Source organism: Spirosoma horti (assembly GCF_054776595.1).
Genome location: NZ_BAAHBQ010000001.1, coordinates 418,195 through 438,054 on the forward strand (window position 1 = coordinate 418,195; position 19,860 = coordinate 438,054).

Sequence of the window (19,860 nt, forward strand, 5' to 3'; positions counted from 1 at the left end):
TTTTTTTTGTAGCCCGTAAAGTAACCGTCTTCCTGGTCTCGTAGTCTAAAAATTCAAATCTAACCCATAGATTCTACTCCTATCAATACTTTAAATGAAGACGAAACGCCATATCCTCATCGCAGACGAAAATCAGTACGTTGTTGATATACTTGTACAAACTCTGTCGAAAGATTTTAAGATTACAGTAGCAACTACAGGACAGGAAGCAGCCCGGTTATTGATCCAGGGCAACCGTTTCGATACGGTGCTTACCGAGCTGGATCTGCCTTTCTTTAGTGGATTGGAATTAACAAAACTGATTCGTATGAGCCACTTGACGGCACAAACGCCGGTTATGATCCTATCCAGTGTTTCGGACAGTACGACCCGAATTGATTGTCTGGAACAAGGTGTCGATGCATTCCTCTCCAAGCCATTCAATCCGTTAGAAGTAAAAGCCAAACTGCATGCCCTCCTCCGGCGTGCTGATTTATCGAATCAGGAAGCTCAGAATAACCAGTCTCTTCAACTTAAGTCGGAGAACAAAACCTCCTGGCCACACCGCTCACGCATCGTCTCCATGCTACTGGGGGACTTGGCGGTATCGTAAATTCACCATACGGCAAGGACTGCTTCCGACCGTTAGTCCGTTGAATCGACAAACGCGATGCCATTGAGCATGCAGAAACCGATCCAGATTCAGGATAAGCAGCGACTTTTCGACTACTTCACTCTTTCTACTCAATTCTTTATTCCTACTTTCTACTCTCCGTTATTCTCAATGCCAGCGTATCTGGCCAATCCCTTTGCAGGCCTGAACACCTGCGTATAAAAACAAAAAAATGTCTATAGTCTATGTCTTATTGGTAATAGATGACGATCTGATCGCTAACCGGATTGCCAGTCTGGTTGGCTCAGGTCATTCAATAGTGCGCTTTAAGGAGATAATCGAATCGGAAAGATGGCTGACAGATAATCAACAGGTCGACCTGATCATTACGGATAGAACGAACGGGGATGCGATGGTGAGTTTAGTTCGAAGCAAACAAGATTATCGATTAGTCCCTTTTCTTCTCGTTTCCCGTTTGGGCGAAAGTCCTTTAGAACAAGCTACGCTGGCCGCAGGGGTTACTGACCTGCTGGCTATCAATGAAGATAATTACCGAATTCAGACCAAAATCAGCTACTACCTCTCCCTCAGCGATCAGATCCGGACATTCGATAACGCCAGTCCGATGGCTATTCCGGCTCAGTTCAGACTGCCCTGGTGGAAACGCTTCCTCGACATTAGCGTTTCGTTCACCGTTCTGTTCCTGTTGTCGCCCATCCTGCTGGTCGTTGCGGTCGTTATTGTTCTCGACTCAAAAGGGCCGGTCATTTATCGATCAAAACGGGCCGGCGCCAATTTTCATGTGTTCAACATGTATAAGTTCCGAACCATGAAAGTAGAAGCGGATCAACTGCTGGGGCAACTTGCCTCAAACAATATCTACGACAAAGCAGACCACAAAACAGATTCATCAAGCAATGGATCGTTGTCGTGCAGTGTGTGCGAGGCCGATGGCGTTCCCTGCCAGAAATTGTTATTTGATCATGATCGCCACATTTGCGAAAAGCATTATTTGCAGGAAACCCAGGGCAAGGCGAAATTCATGAAGTTCCGCAATGATCCCCGCATTACACGCATTGGCACCTTTCTGCGCAACAGCAGCATCGATGAACTTCCCCAATTGTTCAATATTCTGGTGGGCGATATGTCGTTAGTCGGTAATCGCCCTCTCCCTCTGTATGAGGCCGAAAAACTTACCTCCGACGAGTTTGCCAGGCGATTTGCAGGGCCCGCCGGTCTGACGGGTCTTTGGCAGGTGAAAAAGCGTGGCAAAGGCCAGGGACCCATGTCCGATAAGGAACGGACGTTACTCGACATTGAATATTCTTCTACATTTTCGTTTAAAACAGATGCATTGATCATCTGGCAGACACTATTCAGTTTATGGCAAAAAGAGAACGTGTAGTCGACACCGACGAGTCGGCTCTCGTCTCGATCATCACCATCAACTACAACCAGGCTGAAGTAACCCGTCAGTTTCTGGATTCAGCGAAGGAGCTGACTTACCCAACCTACGAAATTATTGTTGTTGACAATGGATCGGTAGAGCCGTTTGCCAATACAGTGGACGTTAACCAGTACCCACATCTGCGGTACATTCGATCTGAGGTCAATTTAGGCTTCACGGGTGGTAATAACCTGGGCATGCAGGAAGCGAAGGGCGATTACTTCTTCATTGTCAACAACGATACCGAACTATCCCCGACCATTCTTGACGAGCTGCTCAAACCCTTTGCCGGGCATCCTGAAATAGGCGTCGTTTGTCCAAAGATCAGGTTCTACGAATCTCCTCAACTGCTACAATATGCGGGCTACAGCCCCATCAATATGTATACCGGCACGGCAACCGCCATTGGCTCTAATCAGGTCGATACTGGCCAGTTCGACGAGCCTCATGCCACCAACTTCGCCCACGGCTGCGCCATGATGATCAGTCGAACGGTTGTTGAGCAGGTTGGTCGCTTTGCCGAACGGTTCTTCTTATACTACGAAGAGCTGGACTGGTCGCAACGGATTCGAAACGCGGGCTATCTTATTTATTATCAACCTGCTGCGTCGATTCTACATAAAGAGTCAATGTCTGTTGGGCAGCACAGCCCCCTCAAAACCTACTACCTGACGCGTAACCGGATTTTGTTTATGCGACGCCATTGCTCTGTTTTCCAGCGGGTAGTTTTTTACGCGTTTTTTGGCTTTTGTATTTTGCCCAAGCACATGGCATCGTACTTACTTAACGGCCAGTTAACGCATGCCAAAGCATTTTTGAGGGGTACGTTCTGGAACTTCAGCTCGACCAGCGTATCACCCGTTTAGCGTATGAAATTTGTATGACACTCTTTCACTATTTGATTGGCTGGACATTCTGTCTGCTCACCTTCCTGGTTTTCTATACCTATCTGGGCTACGGCCTGGTTGCCTGGGTATTGGTTAAACTAGGGGCAGGCCAGTCGAAGCCAGTGGAAGAGGTTGTCGCAACTGCTCAGTGGCCCGACGTGACGATGGTCGTTCCGGCTTATAATGAGTTGGATTACCTACCGCAGAAACTACAGAACTGTTTACGTCAGGATTACCCGGCACAACAGCTGCATTTTCTGTTTGTCGTGGAAGGCTCCACGGATGGATCGGTCGAATATCTGGAGAAACGGATGCTCGACGTACCCAACCTGACCATCCTTTCAGGCGCACAACGTCTGGGTAAGATTGCCGCTATGAACAAGGCGATGCGCCTGGTAAACACACCGATCACAATTTTTACCGATGCCAATACAGAACTGAATCCGGAAGCGGTGAGCCGGTTGACCAAACGCTTCGACAACGAGACGGTAGGTGCCGTAACCGGCGAAAAACGAATCAGTCTTCAGGGTGAAGAAGCCGCAGCCGGGAGTGGCGAAGGCCTCTATTGGCGGTATGAGTCGTTCCTGAAAAAGCTCGATGCCCAGTTGCATACGATCGTGGGGGCCGCCGGTGAATTGTTTGCCATTCGGACAAGACTTTATGAGCCCGTAGAAGCCGATACGCTGCTGGATGATTTTATCATTTCGCTGCGTATTGCCGGGCGTGGCTACCGGGTCGATTATGTGCCGGACGCCTACGCCCTCGAACGGCCATCGCATTCGGTCGCCGAAGAAATGAAGCGGAAGGTCCGGATTGCGACGGGTGGCTTTCAGGCAATCAAGCGACTGGTGGAGCTTCTTAATATTTTCAAGTACGGCTGGCTAAGTTTTCAGTACGTATCGCATCGGGTATTGCGGTGGGCCGTCACGCCTTTCTGCCTCCCCCTGCTTTTGCTACTCAACGGAATTTTGCTCACGCAGCCTGACGGGCCGGACAAAGGCCTGTTTACGCGATCGTTCTGGTTGTTTTTATTCGGTTGTCAGGTGGTCTTTTACCTGATTGCAACGGTTGGTTACGGACTGGAGAATCGCCAGACTCGTTTCAAGCTGACGTTTGTACCTTTCTATTTTGTGTTCATGAACTGGTGTGTGCTGGCCGGATTTGCCCGCTTTTGTCATGGCAACCTGTCCGGCGTTTGGGAAAAGTCAAGGCGAGCTAGCTAATTTTCAGTAAAGACAACTATTTATATACTGATGGATCTCACGAACCGTCCTCTTTCAATAACTGAGCAATGGCGCGAAAGCCCCTGGCTTATCTACGTGCTTGGCATATTGTCGGCTTTGCTGGCCGGTTGGCTGGTTGGCACCTATGGCATGCTCGGCGGTGCCATGTTCGTGGGTTTACCCGTTGGTATAGCCTTATTACTGGGCGTTCTGATTGAGCCTAAAATTGGCTTGTTCCTATACGTTCATGTCAGCTTCCTGATCGGTTTCACCCGTTTTCTCCCACCCGCCATTCCACTCGGCACCGCGCTGGATGGCCTATTGGTCCTCAGCCTGTTAGGCACCTTCCTGAACGGCAAACGAATGGACTGGAAACAGTTGAAACAGCCGTTTTTATGGATGCTCATTGTTTGGCTCACCTACACCATCCTGGAGTATTTCAACCCGGAAGCGCCCTACCGGCCGGCCTGGTTCTACAACGTTCGCTCGTTTTCCCTTAGCTGGTTCTTCATTGCCATTGTCGTGATGGTCAATCCAATTAGCCGGAAAGACATTCGTATTTTCATAATCACCTGGTTAGCCTGGTCCCTATTTGCCGCCTTGTGGGGCTTTAAACAGCAGTACATCGGTCTGGCAGGTGCCGAGCTCCGGTGGCTGGCCGAAGGTGGTGCCCGGACCCACATTTTATGGGGCCAACTCCGGAGTTTCTCTTTTTATTCCGACGCCGGTCAGTTTGGGTCCGAGATGGCGGGCGTAACGCTGGTCTGCCTGATTCTCTTCTTCGAAGGAAAATCCTGGCTACTTCGAATCGTGTACCTGGTCCTGGCCTTCATTCTGTTCTGGGGATTTGCCGTTTCAGGTACCCGGGGCGCTCTGTTCGTTTTGCTGGCAGGCTTTCCGGCCTATCTTTTCCTGAGCCGAAATCCATTGAATATTATTCGGGGGTTTATGATTGCGGCACCCATACTGGGTATCCTGATGTTTACCTCGATCGGTGACTCAAACTATCAGATCTTTCGTATTCGTACGGCCCTTCGCCCAACCGAAGATGCGTCTTTTTTGGTTCGGCTGGAAAATCAGCAGAAACTGCGCAATTTTCTAAAAAGCAGACCCTTCGGAGCCGGCATTGGTACGTCATCGGGGGCTGGTAACCGATTTTCTCCCAACCATTTTGCAGCCCAGATCCCAACCGATAGCTGGTATGTTCAGCTTTGGATCGAGACGGGCGTTGTCGGCCTTACGCTCTATCTGATCATGCTGGCGGGCATTATCCTGCTCGGTATTTATAAAATCTGGCAGTTGAATGACCGTACGCTTAGTACCCTGATGATTGCCTTGCTGGCCGAGTTTATCGGTATAGCCGTTGTGAGCTACACCAACCCCATTCTGGGCCAATTCCCAACCAGCACGATCATTTTCATCAACTCAGTCTTATTCACCACCTGTACCCGTTGGGATACCCCTAAGCCCTTACCACACTATGCGGATCGGAATTGAAGCACAACGGCTCCTAAGGCCACACAAGCACGGTATGGACATCGTAGCTTTGGAAACAATCCGGGCGCTGTCAGCCTCGGACCAAAACGAGTTCGTCATTTTTGTGAAACCCGATACCGACCGGACGGGGCTACCTGACTCACCCAATGTCGAGTTGGTGGAATTAGACGGAGGGCCCTACCCTATCTGGGAACAATATGCATTACCCAAAGCGGCCAAACAGTATGGCCTTGATTTACTGCACTGTACAGCTAATACAGCCCCTCTTCATGCGCCAGTACCGCTGGTATTGACGCTTCACGACATTATTTTCCTGGAAAACCAGCCGTTGCTGCGCGGGAGCTGGTACCAGCGATTCGGGAATCAATACCGCCGGTGGAACGTACCCCAGATCGTTAATAAATGTGATCGGATTATCACCGTATCTGATTTTGAACGGCAACGAATTATTGACCATTTGAAGCTGGACCCAAATCAGGTCGTCACCATCTGGAATGGCGTAAGCGACAAGTTTCGGCTCATCAATGACCGCGATCAGCTCGCGGCCGTTCGGGTCGAGTATAACCTGCCGAAAGAATTTATCTTTTTTCTGGGCAACACCGACCCCAAGAAAAACGTACACGGTGTATTGAAATCCTTGCTACTCTTGAAGAAACAGGGCCAGCTTACGCTGCCGGTTGTTATATCGAATCTTACGGCGGCTTCGCTAAACGCTATCCTGACAGAAATTGACGGCCAAGTGCTCACCGAGAATATCATTCTGTGCGGCTATATACCCAATACCATTCTGCCGTTGGTCTATAATGCGGCTACGATTTTCCTGTGCCCATCGCTTCGGGAAAGTTTCGGCCTACCCATTCTGGAAGCTATGGCCTGCGGCACGCCTGTTCTGACCTCGTCAACGTCGTCCATGCCCGAAGTGGCCGGAAATGCCGCTTTACTGGTTGATCCTACATCGGTCGAGGCAATGGCCCTTAACCTTAGTTACCTCATTCAACAACCCGGCCTCCGCGCTGATCTTCGAACGAAAGGACTGGCGAGAGCCGCGTTGTTCTCCTGGCAGGCTGCCGCAAATAAGTTACTTGGTGTATACGAAGAGACCATAAATATGCATGCTGTACCCGTGGCTTATTAAATTCTTTCGTTAGCTTGCTCCTTACCCACTTCGATCAATAAATGGAAAATTTTGACAGCATCATTTGTGTTGGACAGACTCCCTGGAAAGGTGACTTTCAGAAAGCAGTCGTTCAATTGATGACTGAGTTATCGGTACGGCATCGAATTCTTTATGTCGATTATCAGTACACGGTTAAAGATTTCGCCATGGGCGTTATTGGCCGTCAGGATGTTCCGGTTCAGGAACTGATGCGCCTGAAAAACCCATTGGTAAAAAAAACCGTTGACAATGGCAGCGACGTCTTTATCTGGACGCCCCCCTTGATGCTTCCTATCAACTGGTTATCCGACAAACCATACGATGTGCTGATCAAGCAGAATGTTGGCCGCATGGTCAAAGGGCTTCGGCGTGTCATGGGTGAGTTGAACATGAAGAAACCTCTGGTAATCAATGCGTTCAATCCTGTTTTTGGCCTCCCCATGTTGCATCAGTTGAACGAATGGGCCACGATTTATTATTGCTTTGATGAAATAACGGCGGCCACCTGGATCAGCCGCCACGGGAATCGGTACGAGTCCATGTACCTGGAGCAGGTCGACGCGATCATTACCACATCCGAAGCCCTGCGCCAATCCAAATCCGTGCAGCAGCCCAACGCGTACTGCGTCAAAAACGGGGTTAACTTCGATTTATTCAACCAGGCCCGTCAATTGGCAGAAGAACGCCCGCCCCAGAAACCAATCGTCGGCTACCTGGGTACCGCCGACAACCGAATTGATCTCACGCTGGTCGAGCATTGCGTTCGGACCATGCCGGATGTGCTGTTCCAGTTCATAGGCGAGGTCAACGAAGCCAGCATAAAGCAACGGCTTTCGTCGTATCCGAACGTTGAGTTTATCCCCCCCCACCAACCGGCAGAACTACCTGCTTTGCTGGCTAAGATGCAAGCCGCGATGATTCCGTTCGTGTGCAATGAACACACCTACACAATCTACCCCCTAAAGATTAATGAATACCTGGCGGCTGGCTTACCCGTTGTGTCGACTCCGTTTTCTATTCTCGACGATTTTGATGGGGTTGTCGAAATGGCCGGGAGCCCGGTAGCCTTTGAACAGGCGCTCCGGCGGGCCCTGGCCGACGATAGTGCCCCTCGTATTAACGAACGGGTGGGCATGGCCAGAGCTAACTCGTGGAAGAGACGGGCCGAAGAATTTGAGGCCGTTATTGAGCAGCTTTAAGCCGCAGGAACCAGGGTGGGCGTTATTCTGGCTCCTTTTAACCACTGATCGGTTTCCTGATCATAATGCTTGAGAACCCGAGCCGGGTTTCCGCCCACAACCGTATAAGCCGGTACATCGCGTGTGACAACGCTCCCCCCCGCCACAACGGAATGGCGCCCGACGGTGACGCCCGCCGTGATGGTCACATTCGCCCCAATCCAGCATTCATCCTCGATCACGATAGGCCGCATCGTTACACGCTGGTCCCGAATCGGCAATTGAACATTCTCGTAGGAGTGATTCAGACCCGAAAGCACAACGTGCTGAGCCATAATCACCTTCGATCCAATGTGTACCGGACCAATGACAACGGCCCCAATACCGATGAGGGTATTCTCGCCAATTTGTACCGGGCCGACGCCATTGTTTATGACCCCAAAATCGTCGATGATGCTATGCGCTCCGAGGAAAAAGGTATTGAAGGGTAAGACATCCATCCGGACGCTGGACCGAATAATAGACGTGCGATGCTGCTTGTGGATAAACGGATTGACGAACCAGCTTACCCAGCGACGGGGTCTGGCCTGATTATGGGGAATTAGCAGCCAGTGAACAAACTGCTTGAGCGCTGGCCGCTCATCGATATAGCTCTTAAACGACATAATACTGATCTAAATACTGAAACACTTCGCCCGTATTTTTCGCGTGCAGGATTTTAGCGCCCGACAGTGCCGGAAAAATGGTATCGTATTCGTTAAAGTGATGCTCCATCCCTCCTCCCGGATGAGACAAAATAATGTTGATACCTTCAAAATAACTGGCGAGTGCAGCCGTACCGCCGTGCATCGAAATGAACCGGTCGCAGTTAGCATAAACGAGTAACTGGAGGTGATTGAAGTTAGCCACCTGATCGCGGTGCCGCTCATGCAGGTCGTTCATCAACAGCACCTCCGGATGATTTTCCCGCAGCCAGGCATGCTCGTTCAAATCCATAATCTCACTGTTATCGACAACGATCTGGGAGGAAAGCGGGCGATTATAGACGATCTGATAATGCGCTTTGTATTTGGATACGATTCGATCCAGAGCCGGTATATCCAGGAAGTTGATGGGCGGTTTATCCCATTCGATATTGTATTTGTTGGCAATGATCAGCAGCGGTTTGTCATAAACGAACTGCTCATTTTTGTAATGGCTTTTCAACGGAACCCGCGCCCATTTGGTGAAGCTGAACGACGGGCTGTGGGTCATGTTGGGTACTTCGTAATAGTCGTAGCCAGCCTGCCATACCCGCTTTTCGTACTTCTCGTTATGGTTTTCGCTGAAAAAATAGAACGGCTTGGTATTGCTGCTGGAAATGGTTTGCAGCAGGGTGCCGTTCAAGTGGTGCCAGTACGCAAAGGGCAATACATAGCGCAACTCCTGATCGAATTCACCGTGAAAATCAACGACTTTGTACTTCTTCTTCGCCAGGTAATCCCGGGCAACGAACCGAATCTGGTTTAAGCGGGCAAAGTAATTATCGCGAATGAAGTACCGCAGATCCGGTCGGATTCCAGCGTATTTCAGCGCGGCTACTACGTACAGAAATTTCAGCATTAATCGCTGCATAGAGGCACAAGCATTGATTTGATCGATACGGGGCGATCTGGTAAACAAATCCGTTTACCTATCTTAGGTTATGACTCTCAATCAGTGAATAAGCCACTTTCGAGGGTGTAAAATTTAGGTGTTTCTACCGTTGCCTGATACGCAACGGCCCCCATATAATCGGCCGAAACGACAAAACCAGCAACTTGCCAGTCTCCGGTTCCACCAATAATCCGGCTCTCTGTCCGATGCAGCCCATCCAGAGCGGGAACCTGCGAAAAATCATCATCCATCCCTTTGCCCGTTGCCTTGATCAGTGCTTCTTTCCGGGTCCATACCTGATAAAAACGCCGGCGGCTGTCGGTGTCCGCCTTAACATACGCCTGTTCAGCCTGACTAAAACTAGCGGGCAGAATATCGTTGAATGAAAAACTGGTCTGTATCTGCTCCACATCGACCCCAAGACTCACCTTCCCAACCGCCAGTAGAATCCAGTTACCGGAGTGCGATACATTCACGTGCCAGTCCGTATTGCCCAGTAAAGCAGGTTTATTATTTGCATCTTTCGTAAAGCGGACCTGTTTCGGCACCTGACCAGTGTAACGGCCAGTCAATACGCGCAACCAGCCTCTGGCATAGATAAATCGCTGCCGGTCCTCCGTACGGTGGTACCGCTCGGCCCGGCTAATTTCGTCTGGTTGAAGCAACGACAACCACGCTGGCGAAATGATGGCTCGTTCGGGCAGTTGAAACCGAAAGACAGCTACCGCATCATCAGCTCCTGGAAATCCTGGCCATTGAAGCCAGGAAACAGCCAGTGAATCGGTGCAGGAAACTTGACAGAAAGCCATAAAGACACACATTTAGCTACCCAGTTCTGATTGGAGGGCTGGCTCCAGCCATTATCTGTAATCAGTTGACAATAAGGCAATTCGTTTATACAAATGGTGACCAAATTAAGTGGTTAAGGTCTAAATTACTAACCATGCTGCTTGATTCCCATACATTAAATAGAACTAGCCATCTGTGGCTCAAGGCATTACACGGCGGGATTGGCTTGATCATCTACTTTGTATACGCATGCGGCCAACCTGTTTTCGCTCAACTTTGCGCCAATCCATCGAGTCAGTTGCTCATTAATCAAACGTTTGGTACCGCTAGCCAGCCCATATCCATGGCTGGGTTGACGCCTTACCAATATGTACCCCCAACCTGCCCTGCCGACGGACAATATACCGTTACCGAGACGATTGACGTAGGCTGTTTTAGTTATACCTGGTACGCCGTTCCTGCGGATCATACGCCCGACGATGTTGACGGCAATATGATGATTGTCAACGGGGCCAATACGGCCGGTGCTTTTTATCAGCAAACCGTATCCGGGCTATGTCCCGGAACAACGTATGAACTCTCTTTATGGGCGCTTAATCTGCTAAAAACGGGCATATGCCCCACCCCACTCATTCCAAATCTATTGCTTACCCTCGAAACAAAAAGCGGCAACCTACTCACCTCCGTGCCTCTCGGTTCAATAGACCTGGCCGATCAACCCGTCTGGCGTCAGCACACGGCGTTATTTGAGGCTCCCAAAACAACCGAAGCGGTCATTCTAAAACTGGTGAACACGAAGGGCGACTATGGCTGTGGAAACGATATGGTGATCGACGATATTCAGGTCAGGCAGTGTGAAGAGTGTGTATCAAATCAGGTTTACGTGCCGGATGTATTTACGCCGAATAATGATGGCCTGAACGACAACCTGGCATTTTTTCTACCCAAAGTTTCCTCCTACAATTTGAAGGTATTTGACCGCTGGGGCAGTGTCATTTTTGCCAGCACCAGTGTAAACCAGACGTGGGATGGTACCTATGCCGGCAGCCCCTGCGCTTCGGGCGATTACACCTGGGTAATTGCCTACCGAACGGCATCCACAACGCAGGAACAAAGCGAGCATGTGCAAACAGGTCACGTTTTACTCGTTCGCTGAGGTTCTTGATTCACGCCATACAACACATACCCACCACCCGCTTGACAGACTCTGCTACTCCCCGTCCAATGATCAAAGTCCTACTCATCTTAACCATTGCTTCGGTAACGTTCGCCGTTGCGGATCAGCCTCAACAGGCCCGGGCGCTCAAAGCAACTGGCCTGTCCAACCAGACTACCACGAAAATAGTACTGGATAATAAACGCTGGTATCAGGTAAATAACACGACGAATGGGCTTGATGCCTTGTTTGATGGCGATATCGGCGAAACAGTCAATACCGGCTGGGGTAAGATATTGACCAATTTCGATGCGTATTATCCGCTCCTGCCGGGCGAACGCATTTCGATCGATAGCATTCGGATGTATGACGGGGCCGGTACAAACACCGACACCCCGATGACACTCTCGATTATTACCGACAAGTGGGAACGCATTCCCATTGCCCGTTTTACAGGCGACAAATACCAGGCCTGGGTCGGGCCTGATCCGGAGCATCCTGCTGATCTGGCCCTCAAAACAGCGACGACCAATGCCCGGTATCTGGTTCTGAATTCGTCAGGATTCTACCCAACCGAACTGGAGCTATATGGAACCTACCAGCTAGGGAAAGAGCCTGCACTTTTGCCACTGGCCTCGTATCCGTTCCGGCACACGCTGGGTATCAACGGCTTCGAGTGGGACGCCGAAGATCCAACCACCGGCGCGGCCCTGCGGGAGGTTGAAACGACCCGCATCAACGCCCTCAAAAGTTTTTCGTCGATGCGTCACTACATCGACTGGGATAAGCTGGAAGCCCAGCAAGGCAGCTACACCTTCAATCCAACATTTAGCGGAAGCTGGACCTACGATGGCATGTATGAACGCCTAGGGGCCGAAGGAGTCGAGATGCTGGCCTGCCTGCAAACCCTGCCGAAGTGGATGGAAAACACCTACCCGGAAGATGGCCGCGATTACAGTAACTCGCCCGCACGCTACGGCAGCGACCGCTCGCTGCCAACATCGTACATCGAGCACGCCCGGGTCGCATTTCAGTATATGGCGCGGTATGGCTTCAACAAAAAGATCAATCCGGCACTGGTTAGCGTCAGCCCGGAAGTTACCTGGGCGGGCGTCAACACGGTCAAAATCGGACTGGGCCTGATTCGCTACATCGAGTGCAACAACGAGCCCGATAAAACCTGGAAAGGCCGGAATGGCTACCAGTCGGCCCGCGAATATGCTGCGAATTTGTCGGCGTTTTACGATGGCCATAAAAACACTATGGGGCCGGGCGTTGGCGTGAAGAACGCCGATCCATCCGTTGTGGTCGTGATGGGTGGTATGTCGACCCCCACCACCGATTATTTACGGGCGATGATCGACTGGTGTAAAGAGTTTCGTGGATACCGCCCCGACGGCTCCGTCAATCTCTGCTGGGACGTTATCAACCAGCATTTGTACGCCAACGATGTCATGTCGGCGCAGAACGGCGGGGCTACCCGGGGCGTTGCTCCTGAACTGGCAGGTGTGGGCGATCAGGCCGCTACTTTTGTGAAACTGGCCCGCCAGTATGCGCAGGGAATGCCCGTCTGGATTACAGAAGCTGGGTACGACATCAACCAGGACAGTCCGTTTCGGGCTATTCCCATTGGCCGAAAAAGCGTCCTGGAAACGCAGGCCGACTGGATCCTTCGAACATCTTTGTTGTATAGCCGGGTAGGCATCGACCGGGTGTTTTATTTCCAGGCCTACGACTTCGATATTCAAAATCCGACTCAGTTTGCCTCCATGGGCTTGTTGAATGAAATCGGCAAAACCCGTAAACCAGCCGCTGATTTTCTCTACCAGGCGAAAAACCTGCTCGGCGACTATCACTATAAAGAAACCATCAGCAAGGACCCGCTGGTAGACCGGTATGAACTGGACGGCCAGTCGGCCTATGTCCTGCTGATTCCGGACGAAAAAGGGAGAACAGGCACCTACAATTTACCAATAGCACAAGGCGATACCGTCCAGATTTGCACACCCGCCATTGGCCGTGATGACATGAATCGAAGCGTACAGATTAGCCAGACGGGTACAATCTCAGTAAACGTCAGTGAAACGCCAGTCTTTGTGATGCCGACACGGGCTGCTACTCCAGACGCTAAAAATAGCCTGAGTAGCTTACAGCTCTATCCAAATCCAGCCACCGATTATGTTAAACTAACGCTTGAGAACGGGGATGTCCGGCCCATTGACGTGACCATTTACGATAATTCGGGTCGAAAATGTAAACAAATAAGTCTTTCCAAACCAGGTCGTGTGCTTAGCGAACAACTTGATTTGAGTACGCTGGCCCATGGATTGTATCTGGTGGAAGTGCGCCAGGGCCCGGCGAAGTTGATCAAAAAGATTATCCTGAATCAGTAAGGGACGAACCCTATGGCGACCCTTCATACCCATACTAGCCCATCGCATACGTAAATGAGTAATACACAAAAGGCCATGAACGGGGGGAAATGGATTACCGTTTCTACGGCCATTTCTACACTGTTTCAGTTCCTGCAGGTAGCCGTTCTGGCCCGTCTGCTCGATCCTTCCGATTTTGGCCTGGTTAGCGTTAGCAATCTGATTATTGCCTTCTTTCAGATTTTCTCGAATCTGGGCTTTTCGAATTCCATCATTTACAAGCAGGAAAGCGACCGCAACGTTTTATCGACCCTGTACTTTCTGAATCTGCTGGTTGGCTTTTTCATCTTTGTTGTCATTCACCTTACCTCCCCGTTCATCATCTCGTTCTACCACGAGCCGAAGCTGGATAAGGTTCTGAACCTTTCCTCGTACTACTTCATGATTGCTTATTTCGGGCAGCTTTACATGTTTTTACTGGAGAAAGAACTCCGGTTCAAATCGGTAGCGATGCTCGATATTGCCGGAACGGTAATCGGCTCGGCGGTGACGGTGACGCTGGCCTATAGCGGGTATCGCGAACTGTCTCTTATTATTGGTTCTCTGGTGATGCAGACCGTTAAATCTGCCTTACAAATTACGTTTGGTCTCTCGCTCTTCCGCCCTACCTGGTCGTTCAATATAAAAGAAGTTAAAGATCACCTTCGGTTTGGCCTGTACAACATGGGCGATGGCTTTCTGGGCTTTATCCAATTCAATTCCGATAACATCTTTATTGGGGGTATGCTGGGCGTTAAGATGCTTGGTTACTACACCATTGCCTACCAGCTCGCGATTTTTCCAATTGCCAAACTCAACCCGATCATTTTGCAGGTCGCTTATCCGATTCTGGCCAAGATGAAGGACAACATGGCCGATCTGAAGAAGTCTTACCTGAAAATTCTGGACTTCATCAGTTATTGCAACTTACCGCTCCTGGCCGGGTTGTTCATTACGGCCGACAGTGTCGTCCCCCTGATTTATGGCCCAGGCTGGGAGAAAACCATCGACCTGATCCATATTTTCGTTTTCGTGGGCATCTTCACCTGTCTGAGTCATCCGCTCTATACGCTGGTCTTTACAAAGGGGAAACCAAACCTTCTGTTCTACCTCAACCTGGGCACATTAATCGTTAAGATACCCCTGGTTTATGTCATGGGAAATTATTGGGGTGTGACGGGTATTGCGTTTGCTTTTTTACTGACGACGGCCATGAACATGATCGCTAATTTTGCCATTGCCCATTCCATTATCGGCGATTTCGTGGGTGATTTTATGCGTGATGTGGCCAAACCCGTCATTTTCTGCCTCATCATGATTGGCGTCATTTATACGTATAAGCTATTCATCGGTGATTCGGGTCTGGTAAATACGCTCATCGAAGTCGGCCTTGGCGGCGCTACGTATGGCTTACTGACCCTGGCCTACAAGCTTTCGTTCACGGAGATCAAAGCCTACCGACAGGCGCTACTTTAGACTGAACCTCAAGCGATTGATTATCAGCAGAAAAGCCCATATCTACACAACCGTAGATATGGGCTTTTTGCCGCTTACCGTAAGTAACAAATATAAGCTAGACTTATTTATTGGATTAAGTGCCGTAGGCACGACATGTTTGTAGAAAATAGAAGCGGTGGTTGGTCAAGCGTACCTACGGCACGCTTGACCAACCACCGCTTCTATTTTCTACAAACATCCAATCGCTACGCGATTTATCGTGGTATCAGCCGGGTCACCGACCCGGCTGATACCACGTGAGCTTCATCTGACAGCTATAGTGCAAACAGACTCCTCAGACTCCTCGTAGGGCTTCCCTTAACTATTATCCAGGGCGCGCTGTAAGGTCTGGGCAAACACCCTATCGTTGGGCGGCAACAGCATCTTTTCGTGATCGCCCGGCACATTATGCACCCGAACGCCTTTCAGCGCGTATTTCTTCCAGCCTAAATACTTACTGTCATCGACAAAGTAGATTCTGAATTTCGCTTTAAACAGGTCAATCACGCCATCATAGGGTTTCATGGTATAGGCATGAAACGCGATCTCGTGTTTCTCCATGATCAGCGCTAAATGGTCGAGCTGAGTCTCGGCTTGCGCTGGAGCAGGCTTCTGAAAACCAGCCATTTGCAGAAACCGATTGACATTTCGCTTCACGTGTTGCTGCTGGTACTGAAGCGCCATGAGTGGATGCTGAACCAATGAGTTCGTGAACCACACTAACTTAGGCATCTGCCGATATAGTTTACGCATTAGCCGGGGAAGCCCCGTTTGGGACGAATCGGGCTCCTGCGCATTGGTGTCGAACATGGCCACTAACTTCACCTCTTTGCCCATCGCCTTGAGCTGGCGAGCCATTTCAAGGGCGACATAGCCTCCAAATGAATAGCCAGCAATCGCATAAGGCCCCGTCGGGTTTTGATCCATCACTTCCGTCAGGTAATGGGCGGCAATCGCTTCCATATTATCCAGCGGCTCATCAAGACCATCCAGGCCCAATGCCTGCAAGCCATAAATAGGCTGTTCGGCATCCATATAGCTAACCAGACCACTGAAGTTCAGCAGGTTAAGACCAATGCCATGAATAATATAAATGGGCGTTTTGCTACCCTCTGGCTTAATGGGCACCAACGACTTCCAGGTCATTGGCCGATCATCGGTCTGAAACAACTTCGCCAGTTTCCGGACTGTCGGATAAACGAGCAACGTGGACAGGGGCAACCGTCGACCCGTTTCTTTCTCGAGCCGCATCATCATCTGAACGGCAATCATGGAATGTCCCCCCAACTCGAAGAAATCATGATCGACGCTGATTTTGTCCACGCCCAGCACATCCGTCCATATGGCGTGGATTAGCTTCTCCGTGGCAGAAACTGGCTCCGTAACAACTTCATGAGCAACCTGCCCCGCTTCGGGTCGGGGCAGGGCTTTCCGGTCAATTTTCCCGTTGGGCGTAATGGGTAACTTAGCCAGACCAACGAAATCGCTGGGAATCATGTAGTCGGGTAACACCTCCCGAAGCATCGTTCGCCAGGCGGGTATCTGTTCCAGAAACGCACCATTCACCAAAGTTTTTTTGGTGACCACATAGGCCACTAGTCGCTGATCACCCGGCCGATCTTCCCGAGCCATCACCACGGCATCTTTAATGGCGCTATGGCTCATTAACGCGTATTCGATCTCACCAAGCTCGATCCGGTATCCCCTGATTTTCACCTGGTGATCGATGCGACCCAAACAATGGATTTCGCCATCGGGCATAAACTTGCCGAGGTCGCCGGTGCGGTACATCATCCGGTTGGGGGATGCCGCAAACGGGTCTGCTACGAATTTCTCCTGCGTCAGTTCCGGCCGTTTCAAATACCCTCGGGCTACGCCGTCGCCAGCCAGATAAATTTCTCCGATAGCGCCTACCGGCACCTGTTTCCGTTGTTCATCCAGAATATAGACCTGGGTGTTCTGGATCGGACGACCAATGGTAATGATCTCATCGCTGGCTAGAATCTGTTTGCCCGTGGAATAAATAGTCGTTTCGGTTGGGCCATACATGTTCCAGAGGGAGGCACAACGAGCGGTTAGCTTTTGAGCCAGGTCTTTCGACATGGGCTCACCGCAACAGAGGATTTTGAGGTTGAATCGCTGCTCCCATCCGGCCAGCAACATCATTTTATACGTTGCCGGGGTTGCCTGGATAATCGTTATATTATGCTCAGAAATAGCGTTCAGTAAAGCCCATCCGTCCCTTGTCGTTTCGGTATCGGCAAGCACCAGCGTGGCCCCAACTAACTGGGGCAGAAACAATTCGAGCCCGGCGATATCAAAGGAAATGGTGGTTACGGCCAGTAACGCATCATCCCTGGTGATGCCAGGCAGGGTAATCATGCTGTACAGCAGATTGACCAGGTTGTGGTGTTCAATCAGCACCCCTTTGGGTTGCCCCGTTGAGCCGGATGTGTACAGAATATAGGCCAGATCATCGCCCGTTACAGCCGTTGTGGGTGCTTCTTTCGAATACTTATCCAGTTCAGCCAGTACGGTTTCAATAGCCAGCACCTCGGTCTGAACAGTCGGTTGGCCATCCAGTTGATACGTTGACCCGGCCCCCAGGTACTTCTTCGACGTAATGAGCAGGTTCGCCGATGAGTCGGTCAGCATGAAGGCAATCCGGTCGTGCGGATAGGCTGGATCGATGGGCACATAAGCGGCCCCGGCTTTCAAGATCGCCAGCAACGTGATGATCAGCTCCGGTGACCGGTCCAGCACCACGCCAATGACATCCTTCGAACCAACACCGGTTTGCTGGATGGCATGCGCTACCTGATTGGCCGATTCATCCAGCTCACGAAAGGAAAGGGAGCGTCCATTCGAAATCAGAGCAACTTTGTTTGGGTATTTTGCTGCGGTTTGCGCCAGTAACTGGTGTACCGATGCCTGCCTGGGGTAAGGAGCTTTCGTGTCATTCCACTGGGCAAGCTGTTTACTCGGCCCCGGTAAACTCGTTACCTGGATATCGCCCAGCCGAACTAACGGGTTGGCAACGACCTCGTTCAACAGGTGCTCAAACCCGGCCATCATCCGATCGATACTTTCTTCTTTGAATAAGTGGGTGTTATACGCCCATTCAAAAATTAACGAAGCATCCCGTGCGGAAGACGAGCCACTGATATTTAAAAACAAATCCACGGCTGCATATTTCCGCGGATTGCTGATCAACTGATAAGTAAGTCCGGAAAAGTTAACGCCATCGTCCAGCCCCATGTCGACGTTAAAAATAACGGGAACCATTGGCACCCGAGATGGGTCACGGGTGATCGGCAATTTTTTGAGCAGGCTGCTGAATGTCAGTTGCTGGTGTTCATAGGCGTCGAGAATCTCTTCTTTCCGAACGTGTAAAAAATCCCGGAAGCGCTGATTCGCCTGCGGAAAACTCCGCAGGGGCAACAGATTTACGCAATGACCAATCAGGCCAGTCTGACCCGACACCGACTGCCCGGCCGTAGGCAATCCCACCACCAGATCATTCTGCCCCGTCAGGCGATGCAGGAAAACCTCAAAGGCAGTAATCAGCGTCGTCACGAAACTAGCGCCCTCTTTCTGCCCCAGTTGCTTCACCGCACGTGCCAGGGAAGCCTCCAGCGGGTAATCCCGACGGGCACTTTCATACTGGCGCAAGGAAGGCCGGGGAAAATCCGTTGGCAAGTCAACTACAGGCACACTCCCCCTGTACTGATCGAGCCAGAATGCTTCAATGGCCCGATGCTCCGCACTTGCCAAAAACTGGAGCTGTTCGAAAGCGTATTGGCTGTACTGGGGAGCGTCGGCCAGCGTGGGAAATCCATTTTGCGCATAGCCCGAATAAAGCGCACCCAACTCCTGTAACAAGATCCCCAGCGACCAGCCGTCGCAAACAATGTGATGCGCGGTTAGGGTGAAGTGATACGCGGTGGCGGATAACTTGAGTAAGCCTGCTTTTATTAACGGCCCATTGATCAGATCGAACACATGCAGCGCATCCTGATCGGCATAGGCAGCCATAGCCCGCTCCTGGTCGGCATTGGTCCTGTTCGAATAATCCAGAAAAACCAGATCAACAGCGTAATCATCGAACACGCACATCTGCTTTCCGTCGGCGCTAAACCCGGCATGCAGAGATTCATGGCGGGCGATCAGTTGCTGCCAGGCTTTTTCAAAAGCACGTGTATCGACTGAACCCGTAAATCGAAGTGATACCGATTCGTTGAAACCCCGGCTGGCGTCGTTGCCACCGAACTGACAGGCAGCCCATATTTCCATCTGGGGCGCTGTGGCGGGGGCAATCCGCCCAATGCTTGGCCCAGCGAACGGATCGAAGTCAACGTCAATAAGTTGTGTGGCTGTAGTGCTCTCGGTCAT

At 50.8% G+C, this 19,860-nt stretch carries 15 protein-coding genes; 11 read left to right on the forward strand and 4 right to left on the reverse strand.

What is annotated here, in order from left to right; all coding sequences use genetic code 11:
• Nucleotides 1-94 precede the first annotated feature (94 nt).
• From ACYVAM_RS01800 to ACYVAM_RS01835, 8 genes are all read left to right on the forward strand, one after another.
• Complete coding sequence (locus ACYVAM_RS01800) at nt 95-592, forward strand: response regulator (RefSeq protein WP_461063322.1); 498 nt, start codon at nt 95-97, stop codon at nt 590-592.
• 69 nt (nt 593-661) lie between these two features.
• Entirely contained in the window at nt 662-814 is a 153-nt protein-coding gene (locus tag ACYVAM_RS01805; RefSeq protein WP_461063324.1) for a hypothetical protein, read from the forward strand.
• Between the two features lie 10 nt (nt 815-824).
• Complete coding sequence (locus ACYVAM_RS01810; protein WP_461063326.1) at nt 825-1,997, forward strand: sugar transferase; 1,173 nt, start codon at nt 825-827, stop codon at nt 1,995-1,997.
• Nucleotides 1,976-2,905 carry a glycosyltransferase family 2 protein gene (locus ACYVAM_RS01815; protein WP_461063328.1) on the forward strand — a complete coding sequence of 310 codons (930 nt, stop codon included), beginning with the start codon at nt 1,976-1,978 and terminating at the stop codon, nt 2,903-2,905. The genes ACYVAM_RS01810 and ACYVAM_RS01815 overlap by 22 nt, the downstream gene beginning before the upstream one ends.
• A 14-nt stretch (nt 2,906-2,919) precedes the next feature.
• Nucleotides 2,920-4,149: a glycosyltransferase family 2 protein gene (locus ACYVAM_RS01820; RefSeq protein ID WP_461063330.1), complete on the forward strand. Its 1,230-nt coding sequence runs from the start codon at nt 2,920-2,922 to the stop codon at nt 4,147-4,149.
• Nucleotides 4,150-4,179: 30 nt separating this feature from the next.
• A complete protein-coding gene (locus ACYVAM_RS01825; RefSeq protein WP_461063332.1) occupies nt 4,180-5,646 on the forward strand; it encodes an O-antigen ligase family protein in 1,467 nt (488 codons plus the stop codon).
• A complete protein-coding gene (locus ACYVAM_RS01830; protein WP_461063334.1) occupies nt 5,630-6,781 on the forward strand; it encodes a glycosyltransferase family 4 protein in 1,152 nt (383 codons plus the stop codon). Before ACYVAM_RS01825 ends, ACYVAM_RS01830 begins: the two co-directional genes overlap by 17 nt.
• Nucleotides 6,782-6,822: 41 nt before the next feature.
• Nucleotides 6,823-8,001 carry a glycosyltransferase gene (locus tag ACYVAM_RS01835; RefSeq protein ID WP_461063336.1) on the forward strand — a complete coding sequence of 393 codons (1,179 nt, stop codon included), beginning with the start codon at nt 6,823-6,825 and terminating at the stop codon, nt 7,999-8,001.
• On the opposite strand, the gene ACYVAM_RS01840 is transcribed toward ACYVAM_RS01835, so the two are convergent.
• From ACYVAM_RS01840 to ACYVAM_RS01850, 3 genes are all read right to left on the reverse strand, one after another.
• Nucleotides 7,998-8,645 (reverse strand): acyltransferase, encoded by a 648-nt coding sequence (locus ACYVAM_RS01840; RefSeq protein ID WP_461063338.1) that lies wholly within the window; start codon nt 8,643-8,645, stop codon nt 7,998-8,000. The genes ACYVAM_RS01835 and ACYVAM_RS01840 overlap by 4 nt on opposite strands.
• Entirely contained in the window at nt 8,635-9,594 is a 960-nt protein-coding gene (locus tag ACYVAM_RS01845) for a hypothetical protein (RefSeq protein ID WP_461063339.1), read from the reverse strand. The genes ACYVAM_RS01840 and ACYVAM_RS01845 overlap by 11 nt, the downstream gene beginning before the upstream one ends.
• 77 nt (nt 9,595-9,671) lie before the next feature.
• Nucleotides 9,672-10,424, reverse strand: coding sequence for a 4'-phosphopantetheinyl transferase family protein (locus tag ACYVAM_RS01850; RefSeq protein ID WP_461063341.1), 753 nt, complete (start codon nt 10,422-10,424; stop codon nt 9,672-9,674).
• A 134-nt stretch (nt 10,425-10,558) separates the two neighbouring features.
• Between ACYVAM_RS01850 and ACYVAM_RS01855 the strand changes: the two genes are divergently transcribed.
• The 3 genes from ACYVAM_RS01855 to ACYVAM_RS01865 all read left to right on the forward strand — a co-directional run bounded on the left by ACYVAM_RS01855 (nt 10,559) and on the right by ACYVAM_RS01865 (nt 15,447).
• Nucleotides 10,559-11,560 (forward strand): T9SS type B sorting domain-containing protein, encoded by a 1,002-nt coding sequence (locus tag ACYVAM_RS01855; protein WP_461063343.1) that lies wholly within the window; start codon nt 10,559-10,561, stop codon nt 11,558-11,560.
• A gap of 68 nt (nt 11,561-11,628) precedes the next feature.
• Nucleotides 11,629-13,953 carry a T9SS type A sorting domain-containing protein gene (locus ACYVAM_RS01860; RefSeq protein WP_461063344.1) on the forward strand — a complete coding sequence of 775 codons (2,325 nt, stop codon included), beginning with the start codon at nt 11,629-11,631 and terminating at the stop codon, nt 13,951-13,953.
• A 54-nt stretch (nt 13,954-14,007) separates the two neighbouring features.
• Nucleotides 14,008-15,447 carry an MOP flippase family protein gene (locus ACYVAM_RS01865; RefSeq protein WP_461063345.1) on the forward strand — a complete coding sequence of 480 codons (1,440 nt, stop codon included), beginning with the start codon at nt 14,008-14,010 and terminating at the stop codon, nt 15,445-15,447.
• A gap of 339 nt (nt 15,448-15,786) precedes the next feature.
• Here ACYVAM_RS01865 and ACYVAM_RS01870 read toward each other — a convergent pair whose 3' ends face one another.
• Nucleotides 15,787-19,860: a non-ribosomal peptide synthetase gene (locus tag ACYVAM_RS01870; protein WP_461063347.1), complete on the reverse strand. Its 4,074-nt coding sequence runs from the start codon at nt 19,858-19,860 to the stop codon at nt 15,787-15,789.